Genomic DNA, 16,084 nt, shown 5'->3' on the forward strand with positions numbered 1-16,084 from the left:
GGATCAAGTCGGCAACTATATACTTGACGTACTAAACGGATAGGCGCATACGGGTTGCAACAAGAGGCAACCAGCATGAATATCACCGATCCGGTTTACAGCGACGCGAACAAGGCCCGCGAGCATCTGGAAAGCCTGCACTGGCCGAACGGCCCTGTGTGCCCGCATTGCGGCAATTGCGCCGCGGATCGCATCACGAAGCTGGCTGGCAAGTCCACGCGCCCCGGCGTTCACAAGTGCAAAGAGTGCGAAAAGCCGTTCACCGTTACGATTGGCACCGTCATGGAAGACAGCAAAATCCCGCTGAACAAGTGGCTCATGGCGTTCGCGCTGTTCGCCAGCAGCAAGAAGGGCTTTTCGGCGCACCAGCTTCACCGCACCCTCGGCATCACCTACAAATCGGCTTGGTTCATGACGCACCGCATCCGAGAAGCGCTCAAGACAGAAATCACCGGCCCGCTTGGCGGCGAAGGCCAGACCGTTGAAGCCGACGAAACCTTCATCGGCGGTAAGGAAAAGAACCGGCATAAGTCCAAGCGCGCCACGAAGCGGCTTGGCGGAAGCTGGGGCAAGGAAACGGTCTTCTCGCTGGTCGAGCGGGACGGTTCCGTTCGGTCGTTCCATGTGGCGAGCGTCACGGCTGCGAACCTTCGCCCGATGATCGTTTCGCAGGTTGATCGCGCCTCACTGCTTTGCACCGATGACGCGGGCCAGTATCGCCACATGGGCCGCGATTTCCGGCATGAAATCGTCAACCACAGCGCAGAGGAATACGTGCGCGGCACCATCCACACAAACACCGTTGAGGGCTACTTCTCGATCCTCAAGCGCGGGATCAACGGCTGCTATTTCCATGTCAGCCGCGGCCATCTGCACCGCTATTTGGCCGAGTTTGACTTCCGCTACAGCAACCGCGCCTCGCTAGGCGTTACCGACACGGAGCGCGCACAGCTTGCGATCATGGGCGCGAAGGGCAAGCGCCTAATTTACCGGCAACCTAGTCCGCTCGCTTCCTGAAATCCACGTAGCGCCCCGCCAGATCGGGATCAAGCGTAAGCGCTATTTTGGGTGAGATTCCTTCGATCGCTTCATGATATTCTCGTTGCTGATCGGGGGAGTCGCCAGCGCGCGTCGCAGTAGTTCGTCGCGGCGGGCATCGCCTCGATCGTCTTGTTGGGATTTAGGCTGTGTTGACATTTGACCTTCCGAATATCTCACTTCCAGCCCTGCCAGAGTCGGAGCGGGAAGTGGCTTGGGCTATCCAATCCAATCTATTCGAATTGCCAAGCATTGTCGAACACGTCTCGTCAGCCGTTGCCCTTTTCCAGTTCTCCACCGGGCAACGAATTGCGCATCCAGGGGCTGGCGAGAGCGAGGAAGATCGTGGAAAGCGGCACAAACATAACGATATGTTGCGGGACTGGAAGATGATGGCCGCCAAGGCCGGAGCAATCAAAATTTACGAGTTTCATCGGCTGGAACAGGCGATCGACGCGATGCTAAAGAAGTGCCCTACGCTCGAAGCCATGTTGGATCTGGAAGCGCGAAAACGTGCTGCCCGTCTCTTTCACGACACTTTCCCAAATTTTGCAGACGTTCGCGATGTGGCTGCGCACGGCGCCGAGATATTCGACAACCCTGATAAGGTAAATAGACACGCCACAAGAGGCGAAATCTATGGACTTCCAAATTTCATGATAAAGAGTGGTGACGGAAAAATTGTAGGTCGAGACCTTCTCGTGGAATCAACCTACAGCGCGGTCTTTGAAGGAAAGCAAGTAAGTTACAATCTTTCCGATGCCACTGTCGCTACTTTGCATTCCGTATGCACTGAGCGAATGAACATGTTCGCGCCCGCCCAACGAGCCACGCGCGAAATTCTCATGAAAAGACTGACTGAAGCGCGCGCGCAACCTTCTTCAGATCAAAGTAGCCGTCTATGATGACGAGCCCTTTCTCTGTTTTCTGGACATGACCGCCCTCTTCAGAGGTATCAAGCGCGCTGTATAGCGCGCCCTCCAATTCATCTTCGGTAATGCGCCGGCCTGTTTCGTCATTCGTATCCATTGTAACCCCGGTACGTCAAGTACATAACTGCCGATCAAGTCCGGGGTGACGATGAAAGGGATTTCCTTCGACAGCCAAAGCTGGTTAGAGCCGACTCAATGACCGCCCAATCGCCCCTCGAAGATTTCAAAGCCGCGCTGTCGAGCGTTGCGCGCGCCGTTACCCGCGACGCCGAGGTTGAGGTCGGCTTTACCGCCGATGCCCCGGCGCAGATCGGCAAGGCGATCAAGGTGCCGACGCCGTCGCGCACGCTCCCGGCGGATCAGGTCGCCGAAGCGCGCGGGTTTGCCGATGGCTATGCGCTGCGGATGAAGCATCACAGCGAGAAATTGCACGCCGCCGCGCGCCCCGCCGAACCGCTCGCCGCCGCGGCGTTCGATGCGATGGAACGGGCGCGGATCGAGGCGCTGGGCGCGCGCCACATGGACGGGATGCGCGCCAACCTGTCGGCGAGCCTCGCGATGCGGATGCGCAGCGACCCGATTTCGCGCGCGCAGGGCCGCGACGATGTCCCAATGTCGAGCGCGCTCGAACTGATGCTGCGCGAGGCGCTGACCGGCGACGCCGCACCGCAGGGGACCGAAACCGGCCTGTCGCTGGTACGCGAATGGATCAACAAGGAAGCCGGCGGCGATCTGACCGCGCTGTCGATGCTGCTCGACGATCAGGCGGCATTTGCTGAAACCGCCAAGCTCGCGCTGCGCCACCTCGATCTCATCCACAGCGACGACCCGCTGGAACAGGGCAGCGAGGATGGCGGCGAAGAGGATGAGAGTGAAGCCGAGGAAAGCCAGGACGAGCAGGAAAGCGAAGACGGCGGCGCCGGGGAAAGCCAGGTCGACGCCCGCGCCGAAATGGCCGGCGATCAGGCCGACGACGGCGACAGCGATCCCGATGCACAGGAAATGGAAGCCGACGGCGAACCCGAAATGGGCGGCGAAGGCGATGAGGGCATGTTGCCCGTGCGCCCCAATCGCCTGCCGAGCGACATTCCCGATTTCAATTACCTGCGTTTCACCGACAAGCATGACGAGATCATCCTCGCGACCGAATTGTGCGATGCCGACGAATTGACGCGGCTGCGCGCCTATCTCGATACCCAGATGCAGCATCTGCAGGGCGCGGTGACCAAGCTCGCCAATCGGTTGCAGAGGCGCCTGATGGCGCAGCAGAACCGCGCGTGGGATTTCGACCAGGAAGAGGGCCAGCTCGACGCCGCGCGGCTGGCGCGTGTCATCGTCTCGCCCGGCCAGTCGCTGAGCTACAAGATCGAACGCGACACCGACTTCCGCGATACGGTGGTCACGCTGCTGATCGACAATTCGGGATCGATGCGCGGGCGGCCGATCAGCATCGCCGCGATCAGCGCCGACATCCTGGCGCGCACACTCGAACGCTGCGGCGTGAAGACCGAAATCCTGGGCTTCACGACGCGGACGTGGAAGGGCGGACAGAGCCGCGAGGACTGGCTGGCCGCGGGCCGCCCGGCGCATCCGGGTCGCCTCAACGACCTCCGCCACATCATCTACAAGCCCGCCGACGAACCCTATCGCCGCGCGCGCAAATCGCTGGGGCTGATGATGCGCGAGGGGTTGCTCAAAGAAAATATCGACGGCGAAGCGCTGATGTGGGCGCACCAGCGCATCATCGGGCGCCCCGAGGAACGCCGCATCCTGATGGTGATCAGCGACGGCGCGCCGGTCGACGACAGCACGCTGTCGGTGAACCACGGCGCCTATCTGGACCAGCATCTGCGCCAGGTGATCGACTGGATCGAAAACCGCTCACCCGTCGAACTGTGCGCGATCGGTATCGGCCACGATGTCACCCGCTATTACAGCCGCGCGGTGACGATCATGGATGCGGAACAATTGGGCGGCACGATGGTCGAGCAGCTGGCCGGGCTGTTCGACGTGGATTGACTGCGCTGCCCTTCCCCCTTGATGGGGGAAGGATACGCAGCCTTATCGCGAAGCGATTAGGCGAAGTTGGATGGGGGTGAGGGCGCGTCAATGGAGCCGTCATCGCATGCCCAGACGGCACCCCCACCGCTGCGACTAACGAACAAGTTCGTAAGTCTCGCTGCCTCCCCCATCGAGTGGGAGGGAATTGTCTCCGCGGTCCTTCCAACGCTAGGGTGACAACCCCCTCCCCCCTCGTTACAAACTGGCCCCGGAGCAGCAGGGACTCGCGGCCTGACGACGAGCGCCGCTGCACCGAATAATCATGCTGTGGGTCGCCAGCATGGCTTGGGGCTGCACCGATGGCGGTGCGCGGCTGAGGGGGCGACTGTCACATGAAAAAAGCATCCGACCTGTTCATCGAATGCCTGGAGGAAGAAGGCGTCGAATATATCTTCGGCGTTCCGGGCGAGGAAAACCTCGACTTTCTCGACAGCCTGTCGCGGTCGACCAAGATCAAGCTGATCCTGACCCGACACGAACAGGGCGCGGGCTTTATGGCGGCAACCTATGGCCGTCACACCGGCAAGACCGGCGTCTGCCTTGCCACACTTGGCCCCGGCGCCACCAACTTCGTGACCGCTGCCGCCTATGCGCAATTGGGCGGCATGCCGATGATGATGATCACCGGGCAAAAGCCGATCAAGAAATCGAAACAGGGCCGCTTCCAGATCCTCGACGTCTGTTCGATGATGTCGCCGATCACCAAATTCACCCATCAGATGGCGTCGTCGGACAATATCCCGAGCCGCGTGCGCGAGGCGTTTCGCCTGGCCGAGGAAGAAAAGCCCGGCGCGGTGCATATCGAATTGCCCGAGGATATTGCCGACGAACACACCGATTCGCGCCCGCTGAAGCGCAGCCATTCGCGCCGTCCCAACGCCGATACGAAATCGATCCGCGAAGCGGTGAAGGCGCTGGAGGCCGCGAAATCGCCCGTTCTGGTCATCGGCGCTGGCGCCAATCGCACGATGACCAGCCGCATGCTGCTGCAATTCATCGAAAAGACCGGCATCCCGTTCCTGACGACGCAGCTCGGCAAGGGCGTGATCGACGAGCGGCACCCGAAGTTCCTTGGCTGCGCCGCGCTGTCGGCGGGCGACTTCGTCCACCGCGCGGTCGAGGCGTCGGACTGCATCGTTAACCTCGGCCATGACGTCATCGAAAAGCCGCCCTTCTTCATGAAGGAAGATGGCCCGACCGTGATCCATATCTCGAGCAAGACCGCCGAGGTCGATCCGGTCTATTTCCCACATATCGAGGTGATCGGCGACATCGCCAACGCCGTTTGGCAGATGAAGGAGGATATCGTCCCCAGCGGCAGCTGGAAATTCGACCATATGCTGGCCTATCGTCAGGGCGAGGTCGACCATACCGCGCCGCTGGCGAAGGACGAGCGTTTCCCGATCTTTCCCCCGCATCTGGTCCAGTCGATCCGCGACGCGATGCCCGATGACGGCATCATCTGCCTCGACAATGGCGTTTATAAAATCTGGTTCGCGCGCGGCTATACCGCCTATCGCCCGAACACCGTGCTGCTCGACAATGCGCTCGCGACGATGGGCGCGGGGCTGCCGTCGGCAATGATGTCGGCGATGGTCTATCCCGACCGCAAGGTCATGGCGATCTGCGGTGACGGCGGCTTCATGATGAACAGTCAGGAGATGGAGACCGCGGTGCGGCTCGGCCTGAACCTCACCGTGCTGGTCCTGAACGACAACAGCTATGGCATGATCCGCTGGAAACAGGCGAATATGGGGTTCAAGGATTGGGGGCTGACCTATGGCAACCCCGATTTCGTCAAATATGCCGAAAGCTATGGCGCGCACGGCCACCGCGTGACGAGCGCCGCGCATCTCAAGGAACTGCTGGCGCACACGCGCGATACGCCGGGGGTGCACCTGATCGATTGCCCGGTCGATTATTCGGAGAACGACCAGATTTTGAACATCGACATCAAGAAATTGTCGAAGGAGTTGTAATTCCTTGCTCGCTGCTCCCCGGCGAAAGCCGGGGTCCAGAGCGCCCGTGCGCCACCGTTGCGCGTTCCAGCCCTGGACCCCGGCTTTCGCCGGGGAACGGAGATTTGTAAGATGAAGTTGAAAGACGTCTATCCGCTCTATCTCAACAACAAGGCGGTGCAGCCGAACACTGACCTCGAGGTGATCGACAAATTCACCGGTGAGGTCGCATTCCGCACCGCGCTCGCCACCCCCGATGTCATCGACCAGGCGATCGCCGGCGCCGTCCGCGCGGCCGAACCGATGGCGCGGCTCGCGAGCTATGAGAAGCGCGACGTCCTCAGCCATTGCGTTCAGCGCTTTCAGGAACGGTTCGACGAGCTCGCTTTTGCGCTGTGTGTCGAGGCGGGCAAGCCGATCGCCGACAGCGAGGGCGAAGTCACGCGCCTGATCGACACCTTCCGCATCGCCGCCGAGGAAGCGACGCGCAACTATGGCGAAGTCCAGCCGCTCGACATTTCGGCGCGCGCCAAGGGCTATATGGGGATGTGGAAACGCGTTCCGATCGGCCCGTGTAGCTTCATCTCGCCCTTCAACTTCCCGCTCAACCTTGCCGCGCACAAGATCGCCCCGGCGATCGCGATCGGCTGTCCGTTCGTGATGAAACCCGCGTCGCTGACCCCGCTCGGCGCGATCATCATGGGCGAGGTGCTCGCCGAATGCGACATCTTGCCCGAGGGCGCGTTCAGCATCCTGCCCGCGAGCCGCGCCGGCGCCGACCTGTTCACCACCGACGAGCGGTTGAAACTTCTGTCGTTCACCGGTTCGCCCGGCGTGGGCTGGGATTTGAAGGCGAAGGCGGGCAAGAAAAAGGTCGTACTCGAACTCGGCGGCAATGCCGCGGTGGTCGTCGACAAGGACGCCGACCTCGACCATGCGCTCGCGCGGATCATCTTCGGCGGCTATTACCAGTCGGGACAAAGCTGCATCCATGTCCAGCGCGTGATCATCCACGCCGACATTTACGACAAGTTCCGCGACATGCTCACCGCGAAGGTCAAGACGTTGAAATCGGGCGATCCGAAGCTGCGCGATACCTTCATCGGGCCGATGATTTCGGTCAAGGAAGCGCAGCGGCTTAAGGGCTGGATCGACGATGCGGTCGCCGGGGGCGCGACGCTGCTCGCGGGCGGCGGGTGCGCGGGCAATATGCTGGAGGCGGCGCTGCTGGAGAATGTGCCGCGCGATGCGGATGTCGTCGTCGAGGAAGCCTTCGGCCCTGTCGTCGTGCTGTCGAAATTCGCCCAATGGGACGAAGCGCTGGCCGAGGTCAATGACAGCAAGTTCGGCCTTCAGGCGGGGCTGTTCACCAGCGACATCCAGAAGGTGCTGGAGGCGTGGGATCATCTCGACGTCGGCGGTATCGTCGTCAACGACGTGTCGAGCTACCGCGTCGACAATATGCCCTATGGCGGGGTGAAGGATTCGGGGCTGGGTCGCGAAGGCGTGCGCTTTGCGATCGAGGATATGAGCGAGATCAGGAATTTGGTGATCCGGCGGACGTAATTCGTCGCCCCCGCGCAGGCAGGGGCCGCTGTCGGTTTACGCGGCCCTGCAGGAATAGGCGGCTAGCGGCCCCCGCCTGCGCGGGGGCGACGTTAACCGACTAACGTCACAAAAACGCCGCCAAACCGTCGCCGAACCGACGCGGGTTTGAATCGCACAATGTAACAAAACTCCTGTCTAGCCCGTGAGCAGCTAAGGCTGCCACGGAGCATGACATGGCCTCGATCTCGACCCTGCCGATCCCCGCGCGTTTTGCCGATCCCTTCACCACCGATCCGCATATTCCCGAACGCGTGATCGGCGAGCGCCGCAACTATCGCAGCGTCTGGGTCAGCGACATCCACCTCGGCACGCGCGGTTGCAACGCCGCGATGCTGATCGACTTCTTCGACCATGTCGATTGCGAAACCCTGTATCTGGTCGGTGACATCATCGACGGCTGGCGGCTCAAAAAGCGGCATTTCTGGCCGCCCGAGCATAATGACGTCGTCTGGCGTGTGCTGAAACGCGCCAAGCGCGGCACGCGCGTCGTCTATGTCCCCGGCAACCATGACGAGATGGTCAAGCCGTTCGACGGTTTCGATTTTGGCGGGGTCGAAATCCGCCGCGAAGCGATCCACGAAACCGCGGACGGGCGCAAACTGCTGGTCGTCCATGGCGACGAGTTCGACGCGGTGATGCTCGCGCACCGTTGGCTCGCCTTCGTCGGCGACGCTGCCTACACCGCGCTGATGAAGTGCAACGTCGTCGTCAATGCGGTGCGCAGCAAGTTCGGCCTGCCCTATTGGTCGCTATCGATGGTCGCCAAGCACAAGGTCAAGAACGCGGTCCAGTTCATCGGTCGCTACGAGGAAGTCGTCGCCCACGCCGCCCGCTCGCGCGGGGTCGACGGGGTGGTGTGCGGGCATATCCACAGCGCCGAGATGCGCGAGATCGAGGGCACCGAATATTATAACGACGGCGACTGGGTCGAAGGCTGCACCGCGCTGGTCGAGCATCATGACGGGCGAATGGAGATATTGCGCTGGGCCGAGGAAGTCGCGAAGCGCAGCGCTCCCGCGACGCTCGAACTGCCCGCACCGGCGCGCGCCGCATGAGGATCCTGATTGTCAGCGACGCATGGGAGCCGCAGGTCAACGGCGTCGTGCGGACCCTTCAGGCGACGATCGCCGAACTGCGCAAGGCGGGGCATGAGGTCGCGGTCGTCTCGCCCGACCTGTTCCGGTCGATCCCCTGCCCCTCCTACCCCGAAATCCGCCTCGCGCTGGCGGGGTGGCGCAAGGTCGGCCGACATATCCGCGCCTTTGCCCCGCAGGCGATCCATATCTCGACCGAAGGGCCATTGGGACTGGCGGCGCGGCGTTGGTGCCTGAAGCACGGCTTTCCCTTCACCACCGCCTATCATACGCGCTTTCCCGAATATGTCGCGGCGCGGCTGCCCCTCTCCCCCGCATTCGTCTGGCGATTCATCCGCTGGTTCCATCGCCCCGCGCGCCACATCATGGTCGCCACGCGCAGCCTGGCGCGTGAGCTCGCCGACCAGGGGCTGGGCCAGACGATGATGTGGGAACGCGGCGTCGACCACGACCTGTTTCGCCCCGACCGCGCCGCGCACCCCGCTTATGCCGGCCTCCCGCGCCCGATCCAGCTTTATGTCGGCCGCGTCGCGGTCGAAAAGAATATTGGCGCATTCCTCGACATTGATCGTCCGGGCACGAAAGTGATCGTCGGCGATGGGCCTGCGCTCGCGGCGCTTCAGGCGCAGCACCCCGGCGCGCTGTTCCTCGGCAAACTCGGCGGCGAAGCGCTCGCGGCGGCCTATGCCGGTGCCGACGTGTTCGTCTTTCCCAGCCGCACCGACACCTTCGGGCTGGTGGTGATCGAAGCGCTGAGCTGCGGCACGCCCGTTGCCGCCTTTCCCGTTCCCGGCCCCGGCGACATCATCCGCGATGGCGCGGGCGCCCTAGACGAGGACTTGGGCCGCGCGATCGATACCGCACTGACCTGTGACCGCGCCGACGCCGCCGCGCTGGGTACGCGCTACAGCTGGACAAGCTGCACCGCCCAGTTCGTACAGGCGTTGACCTTCGTACCCGGCGTTGCGGCGTCCGAATTCACCTTCGGTGCCGCGCGGGCGCCCGCCTAGAACGTCTTGCGCCACTCCAGCTCGATGTAGCGGCCCAGGGGGTCGATATAGCCGGGCTGATAATTGAGCGGCACCACCCCGTTCGCATCGGTGATCTTGCGCTGCGCATCGAACAGATTGTCGATCGACAGGCGCAGGCGCGATCCCTTCAGGAACGGCAGCTTCTCGGTCAGCTTCGGCACCTGATTGAGGTCGGCGAAAAAGCGCAGGTTGAACGTCGCAAGATCGCCGAAGTTGAGGTCGCCCGCGGTGCCGCCGGTCACCGTGCTGCCGCTGTCATATTTGCCACTCAGACGAAAGCCGAGCCCCTTGTAGAACAGCCCGCCGTCGAGTTCGAGCAGGTGGCGGTTGCTGCCGCCGCCGCTGCCGGTCGCCGAACCGTCGAGCAAATCGAGTTCGGGAACCCCCGGGCGGATCAGGATCGTGTCGGTCAGCTTATAGGTGTGATATAGCGACACCGACCAGCGACCACCCTGCGGACCGCCGCCAAACATCGCGCCGGGCCCACCGCCGCCGCGCCCGCCGCGCCCACCCATCCGCGGACCACCAGCGCCGCGCGGGCCTGCCGCACCTGTGCCCGGGCCGCCACCGGGGCGTCCAGCCTGCTCGGGTTGGCCAAAGCTTTTGCCGAAGTTCAAGCCCCAGCGAATCTGCGAATTTTCGACCTGGTCGAAGTTCACCGGCCGCTGGTCGAGCGCGATCAATACGCCATTGGCGTCGCGCGTCACGCGGCTCGGGAACGCCGCCTCGATCTCGGGCGTCAGCAGCGGCAGGCTGTTCGCGGTGTCGTTGCTCTTGTTGCGGTTGTAATTGACCGACAGCCGAAGCCCTTCGACCATCGGCACTTCCCAGTTCAGCCCAAGCTTCAGGTCGCGGCGCTGTTCGGCAAGCAGGAAGGGATTGCCCCCGGTCGTCGTGGTGATCTCCACCGTCTGCCCGGTCGCAAAATCATAATAGGTGACCCCGGGCGTCACCAGCGGAGCCGCGCCGAGCTGCTGGATGCCGGGTGCCGCCTCGTCATTGTTGAAGCTGGCGATCAGCGACAGATTGTCGGTCACGCCCCAGTTGAGGCTAGCCCCCCAGCTTTTGAGCGCCTCGAAATCGCTGGGATTGGCGACCTGACCGCTCAGCGTCAGCGACATCCGGCCGATGTTGCCCACCTCATATTCGGGATCGAGCAGCGGCAGCGTCAGCGAGCCGAACACGCTGGGCGTATCGCGCCCCAAGCTGGTCGTCGTGATCAAACCCGAGCGTTCGGACTGGCTGTCAAAGCGCAGTCCCGAATAGCTGCCGGTCATCGACAAGCGGATCGGACCCGCCCAGCCGTCGGTCACCGTCCCCGACAGGTTAGCACTGCCGCCAAAGCTTTGCTGGCTGCTGTCGAAGCGGTCGCGCGCGCCGGTCACCCGGTCGGTGAAGGTGCGCTGATCGGCGTCGCCATAATTGCCCGACAACGACCAGCGCCAATCGCCGAGCATGCCGTTGACACTGGCGGTCGTCGTCAGATTGCGGCTGCGGCTGTCGCGTTCGAGCGGCACGTCGCCGCCCGCGACAACGGGGCCGAGGAAGGAGAGGCTGTCGGTCTGGTCAAGCCGCAGGTTGATCGACGCATCGGTGACCTTGTTCAGGCTGCGCTGGATCGTCGCATCGATCAGATAGGTATCGCTTTCGGGCAACAAGCTGCGCGTTGCGGGGCCAAGTCCGCGCTCGCTTTCGGTGAGCATCGTCGACTGCTCCCAGCCCGCGTTGACATTGACCCGGCCATTTTCGCCGATCGCCAGGAAACTGCCCTCGACTTCGCTCTGGAACCGCCCGCCCTGCGTCGGAACGCCGCCTTCGGCCTCGACCGCGATCTGCCGGAAATTGGGCTTGAGCACCATGTTGACAACGCGCTCGTCGGCCGAATAGCCATATTGCAGCGCGACCTCTTCGGGGAAAATCTCGACCTTGGCGATCGCCTCAGGGGGCAGGTTGCGCACTTCGCCAAAGCCGCCGATCCGGCGTCCGTTGATCAGGATGATCGGTCGCCCGCCGCCGCGCCCACGGCCCGAGCGCGTCTGCGGCGCCAGCGCCTCGAGCAGCTCCGACACGTTCGATACGCCGTAACTGGCAATCGCCGCCTCATCGAGCTCGGCCTCGGCCTTGATGTCGGTTTCCAGCTGCCCGGCAAGGCGCGGCGCGGTCACGACGATTTCGTCGCCGTCGATCTCTTCATATTCATCTTCGGGGTCGCTCGACGCGCTGACGACCGGCGCCGATGGCTGGTCAGCGATCGCCGTCACCGCGGCGCTGGCAGGCATCGCATCGGTTTCGGCCATGGCGGGCCAGGCGAGCGCGGCGCTGGCGGTGAGCAACAGCGCGCGCGCGGAAAGGGAGAGATGGGCATGCTTCATGGGGGGAGAGCCTTCTGTTTTTTCTTGCTTCTTTTGGCGCGACCGGACTGAACCCTTGCTGACGCGCATCTTTGTGGCCGGTTCATTTATGTCGCAATTGTCGCAACAATGTGTCGAGGCCATCCGCGTTCCACCAACGGGCCATATCGACCGCTGGACAGCATGGCGCGCTGCCCTTATCGGCCAGCCATGCCGACTCCAGACACATCCGCCGCGCCGAAGTCCGATCATGGTGAATCAATCCTGATCATCGATTTTGGCAGCCAGGTGACCCAGCTCATCGCCCGCCGCGTCCGTGAAGCGGGGGTCTATAGCGAGATTGTCCCCTTCACTTTGGCCGAGGCCGCGCTCGAACGCATGCAGCCGAAAGGGATCATCCTTTCCGGCTCGCCCGCCTCGGTCCCCGCTGACGGCAGCCCGCGTGCACCGCAATCGGTGTTCGACAGTGGCCTCCCCATCCTCGGCATCTGTTACGGGCAACAGGTGATGAGCCAGCAGCTCGGCGGCCGCGTCGAACCCGGCGGCATCGATGGCGAGCGCGACGGCGAATTTGGCCGCGCCTTCCTGACCGTCACCGAACCCTGCGTGCTGTTCGACGGCTTGTGGGAGGTCGGCGAACGGCATCAGGTGTGGATGAGCCACGGCGACAAGGTCACCGAGTTTGCCCCTGGCTTCCGCATCGTCGCGGTCAGCGACGGCGCCCCCTTTGCGCTGATCGCCGATGACGAGCGTCGCTATTACGGGACGCAATTCCACCCCGAGGTCGTCCACACCCCCGACGGCGCCAAGCTGATCGCCAATTTCGTCCGCCACGTCTGCGGTTGCAGCGGCGACTGGACGATGGCCGAATTCCGCGCCACCAAGATCGCCGAAATCCGAGCGCAGGTCGGCGACCAGCGCGTGCTGTGCGGCCTGTCGGGCGGCGTCGACAGCGCGGTCGCGGCGGTGCTGATCCACGAAGCGGTCGGCGAGCAGCTCACCTGCGTTTTCGTCGACCACGGCCTGCTGCGCATGAACGAGCGCGAACAGGTCGAGCGGCTGTTCCGCGACCATTACAATATCCCGCTGGTCGTCGTGGATGCCGAGGAGCGCTTCATGGCGGGCCTCGCGGGCGTCACCGATCCCGAAAAGAAGCGCAAATTCATTGGCGCCGAATTCATCAACGTGTTCGAGGAAGAAGCGAAGAAGATCGGCGGCGCCGATTTCCTGGCGCAGGGCACACTGTACCCCGACGTCATCGAATCGGTTTCGTTCACCGGCGGACCCAGCGTCACGATCAAGAGCCACCACAATGTCGGCGGCCTGCCCGAGCGCATGAACATGAAGCTCGTCGAGCCCTTGCGCGAGCTGTTCAAGGACGAGGTGCGCCTGCTCGGCAAGGAACTTGGCCTTCCCGACATCTTCGTCGGCCGCCACCCCTTCCCCGGCCCCGGCCTCGCGATCCGTATCCCCGGCGAAGTCAGCAAGGAACGCTGCGACATCCTGCGCAAGGCCGACGCCGTCTATCTCGACGAAATCCGGAGTGCGGGCCTCTACGACGCAATCTGGCAGGCATTTGCGGTGCTGCTGCCGGTCAAGACCGTCGGCGTCATGGGCGACGGTCGCACCTACGACCATGTCTGCGCGCTGCGCGCCGTCACCTCGACCGACGGCATGACCGCTGACATCTACCCCTTCGACGCCGCCTTCCTCAGCCGCTGCGCGACGCGCATCATCAACGAGGTGCAGGGCATCAACCGCGTGGTGTACGACTATACGTCGAAACCGCCGGGGACGATCGAGTGGGAGTGACGGGCAGACGCGTCAGGCAGCGACTGGCGCTGTAGGTCGCCAGCTCCAGATCAGCAGCAGCAGGCCGACGGTGATGAACAAGGCGAAGCCCGACAGCATCCACGCGTTGACATACCATTGCTCGCCCCATTCGAACTCGCCGCCCATGATGCGTGCCCAGCCGCGAAAATGCTGGGTCGCCGCTACCGACAGTCCGAACACCGCGAACACTGCCGACAAATAACGCACCAACCAATGCGCCGGATTAGGCAGCATCAACAAAAGACCGAGCAGGCCGATCACCGTCCGCTGGCTGCGGCAATAGGGGCATTCATAGACTACGCCGGTCAAATCGATAGTCCACGTCAACACCGCGATCAGGATGGCGACGATGCCCACCGCGCGGCGATGGCGCAGCAACTGCTCCGGCAGGTTGTCCAGCATTCAAGATCCCCCCTCTTTCTCTCGCAGCCGCTATACGCAGCTCCAACCCGCGGCCAGACCATTTTGTTACACTATATCATCGTAACCTTGGCCGCCGGCGCTTCCGCCGCGGCGTTGACCCCGTCCCACCAGTCGCCCAGCGCATCGATCAGCGGCACCAGCCTTTCGCCGTCCGCCGTCAGGTCATATTCGACGCGGCGCGGATAGCCCTCGAACTCGGTGCGCCGGACGATCCCGGCATCTTCCAGGTTGCGCAGTTCCATCGTCAGCATCTTGTGCGAAATCGTCGGATTGTCGCGCTGGAGATCGCTGAATCGCTTCGTTCCGTCGCTGAGATAATAGATAAGCAGCGTTGGCCAGCGGCCGCTCAACAGCTGCATCACTTCCTCGATCGGACAGCGCGAGACCAAATTCTTCATCACGACCCTCATGGTTACAAAAAGGTGCGTAATTTACGCACGAAACGAACGCCCTATATCGCAAATTGCTGCGCAGCTCCCCCTCACGAAGACGGAGCAATATAATGGAACCGATCCTTATTTATGGCTTCCCGCTGGGAAGTTCCATGGGCCTTGTTGCGGCCCTCGAATGGCTGGGCAAACCCTATCGCCTGTGCCGCGTCGACATGCTCGGCGAAATGCGCGAGCCGTCCTATGCCCGCATCAACGCGCGGCACGAAACGCCCGCGCTGATCACCGATCAAGGCCGTGCGCTGACCGAAACCATGGCGATCGCGGAATGGCTGGCGGCGCGCGACGATGATCGCCGGATCAGCCCCGATCCGCTGTCGGCGCAATCCGACCGGATGCGGCAGATCATGGCGTTCATCAACACCGGCTTCACCGGCGCCTTCAGCCCGCTGTGGGTCGCGCTCGAAATGGACCCGCCGCGCCCGGCGTTGCAGGCAGCGCTGCGCGAATATGGCAAGGAAGCCGTGATCGAACGCCATGACAAGCTGGAAGCGATGGTCGGCGACGACCCCTATTTCGTTGGCGACCGGCCGACGCTGGCCGACGCGCTGTTCATCGGCATTGCGCGCTGGTTGGAGTTTCACGAGGTCGCCGATCCGGGGCGCTGGCCAAAGCTCGCCGCCCTGCGCACGCGGCTGGAGGCCGATACCGCGGTCATCTTTGCCACCGCGCTGGAAAGCGGCGACGGCGTGACGGGAAGCGGTGCGTTCCGCGGCCATATCCCGCTGGCCGAGGTGATCGACCGCTTCGGCACCTGATGATCGATGGCGGCGCAGTTGCGAGGCTGCGCCGCCCTTGATAGCATCGCGGCATGGACCGGATCGAAACCCAGGCCTCGGGCGGCTGCCAGTGCGGCGCGGTGCGCTATCATGTCACCGCAGTGCTCGACACCTCGCACATTTGTCATTGCCGGATGTGCCAGAAGGCAGCGGGCAATTTCTTCATCGCGCTGATCGGCGTCCCGCGCGACGCGATCCGCTGGACGCGCGGCGAACCCGCGACCTTCGCCAGTTCGGATAAGGCTTCGCGCGGCTTCTGCAGCGACTGCGGCACCCCGCTGACCTATGACTATCACGACAGCAAGCATATCAACCTGACCACCGGCTCGTTCGACAACCCGGCGCAATTCCCGCCGCGCGTCCAGTTCGGGGTCGAGGGCCAGCTGCCGCTGTTCGAACAGCTGCCGATCAACGCCGAGGGTACCACCGAGGAAACCATGGCCGCCTACGTCGATGCCATCAGGACAAGCAACCACCAGCATCCCGACCACGACACGGCGCGCTGGCCGGAATGACGACCGGCGCGC

General features: G+C 63.2%; 13 protein-coding genes. 10 read left to right on the forward strand and 3 right to left on the reverse strand.

Annotated elements, in window-relative coordinates:
• Nucleotides 1-75: 75 nt before the first annotated feature.
• The 7 genes from FFS18_RS00800 (at nucleotide 76) to FFS18_RS00830 (ending at nucleotide 9,701) form a co-directional block, all read left to right on the forward strand.
• Nucleotides 76-1,017 carry an IS1595 family transposase gene (locus FFS18_RS00800; protein ID WP_137869354.1) on the forward strand — a complete coding sequence of 314 codons (942 nt, stop codon included), beginning with the start codon at nucleotides 76-78 and terminating at the stop codon, nucleotides 1,015-1,017.
• Nucleotides 1,018-1,187: 170 nt separating this feature from the next.
• Nucleotides 1,188-1,943: a hypothetical protein gene (locus tag FFS18_RS00805; RefSeq protein ID WP_171005175.1), complete on the forward strand. Its 756-nt coding sequence runs from the start codon at nucleotides 1,188-1,190 to the stop codon at nucleotides 1,941-1,943.
• A 222-nt stretch (nucleotides 1,944-2,165) separates the two neighbouring features.
• On the forward strand, nucleotides 2,166-3,989 hold the full coding sequence (cobT, locus tag FFS18_RS00810) for a cobaltochelatase subunit CobT (protein WP_137869356.1): 1,824 nt from the start codon (nucleotides 2,166-2,168) through the stop codon (nucleotides 3,987-3,989).
• Nucleotides 3,990-4,363: 374 nt separating this feature from the next.
• On the forward strand, nucleotides 4,364-6,010 hold the full coding sequence (locus FFS18_RS00815) for an acetolactate synthase large subunit (RefSeq protein WP_137869357.1): 1,647 nt from the start codon (nucleotides 4,364-4,366) through the stop codon (nucleotides 6,008-6,010).
• Nucleotides 6,011-6,121: 111 nt separating this feature from the next.
• On the forward strand, nucleotides 6,122-7,555 hold the full coding sequence (locus FFS18_RS00820; RefSeq protein ID WP_171005176.1) for an aldehyde dehydrogenase family protein: 1,434 nt from the start codon (nucleotides 6,122-6,124) through the stop codon (nucleotides 7,553-7,555).
• Nucleotides 7,556-7,770: 215 nt separating this feature from the next.
• Entirely contained in the window at nucleotides 7,771-8,652 is an 882-nt protein-coding gene (locus FFS18_RS00825) for a UDP-2,3-diacylglucosamine diphosphatase (protein WP_137869358.1), read from the forward strand.
• Complete coding sequence (locus tag FFS18_RS00830) at nucleotides 8,649-9,701, forward strand: glycosyltransferase family 4 protein (RefSeq protein WP_137869359.1); 1,053 nt, start codon at nucleotides 8,649-8,651, stop codon at nucleotides 9,699-9,701. Before FFS18_RS00825 ends, FFS18_RS00830 begins: the two co-directional genes overlap by 4 nt.
• Here the strand turns inward: FFS18_RS00830 and FFS18_RS00835 are convergent.
• Nucleotides 9,698-12,094, reverse strand: a complete 2,397-nt coding sequence (locus FFS18_RS00835) for a TonB-dependent receptor plug domain-containing protein (RefSeq protein WP_137869360.1) — start codon at nucleotides 12,092-12,094, stop codon at nucleotides 9,698-9,700. The two genes, FFS18_RS00830 and FFS18_RS00835, sit on opposite strands and share 4 nt — an antisense overlap.
• Nucleotides 12,095-12,283: 189 nt before the next feature.
• On the opposite strand from FFS18_RS00835, the gene guaA reads away from it, so the two are divergent.
• Nucleotides 12,284-13,885, forward strand: a complete 1,602-nt coding sequence (gene guaA, locus FFS18_RS00840) for a glutamine-hydrolyzing GMP synthase (RefSeq protein WP_137869361.1) — start codon at nucleotides 12,284-12,286, stop codon at nucleotides 13,883-13,885.
• 12 nt (nucleotides 13,886-13,897) lie between these two features.
• On the opposite strand, the gene FFS18_RS00845 is transcribed toward guaA, so the two are convergent.
• Together FFS18_RS00845 and FFS18_RS00850 are read right to left on the reverse strand one after the other, a co-directional pair.
• A complete protein-coding gene (locus FFS18_RS00845; protein ID WP_137869362.1) occupies nucleotides 13,898-14,308 on the reverse strand; it encodes a hypothetical protein in 411 nt (136 codons plus the stop codon).
• Between the two features lie 71 nt (nucleotides 14,309-14,379).
• Complete coding sequence (locus tag FFS18_RS00850; RefSeq protein WP_137869363.1) at nucleotides 14,380-14,727, reverse strand: winged helix-turn-helix transcriptional regulator; 348 nt, start codon at nucleotides 14,725-14,727, stop codon at nucleotides 14,380-14,382.
• A gap of 104 nt (nucleotides 14,728-14,831) precedes the next feature.
• Between FFS18_RS00850 and FFS18_RS00855 the strand changes: the two genes are divergently transcribed.
• Complete coding sequence (locus FFS18_RS00855; RefSeq protein WP_137869364.1) at nucleotides 14,832-15,536, forward strand: glutathione S-transferase family protein; 705 nt, start codon at nucleotides 14,832-14,834, stop codon at nucleotides 15,534-15,536.
• Between the two features lie 53 nt (nucleotides 15,537-15,589).
• Complete coding sequence (locus tag FFS18_RS00860; RefSeq protein WP_120215627.1) at nucleotides 15,590-16,072, forward strand: GFA family protein; 483 nt, start codon at nucleotides 15,590-15,592, stop codon at nucleotides 16,070-16,072.
• The last annotated feature ends 12 nt before the right edge of the window (nucleotides 16,073-16,084 follow it).

This window comes from Sphingopyxis sp. 2PD (genome assembly GCF_005503695.1).
Taxonomy (GTDB): domain Bacteria; phylum Pseudomonadota; class Alphaproteobacteria; order Sphingomonadales; family Sphingomonadaceae; genus Sphingopyxis.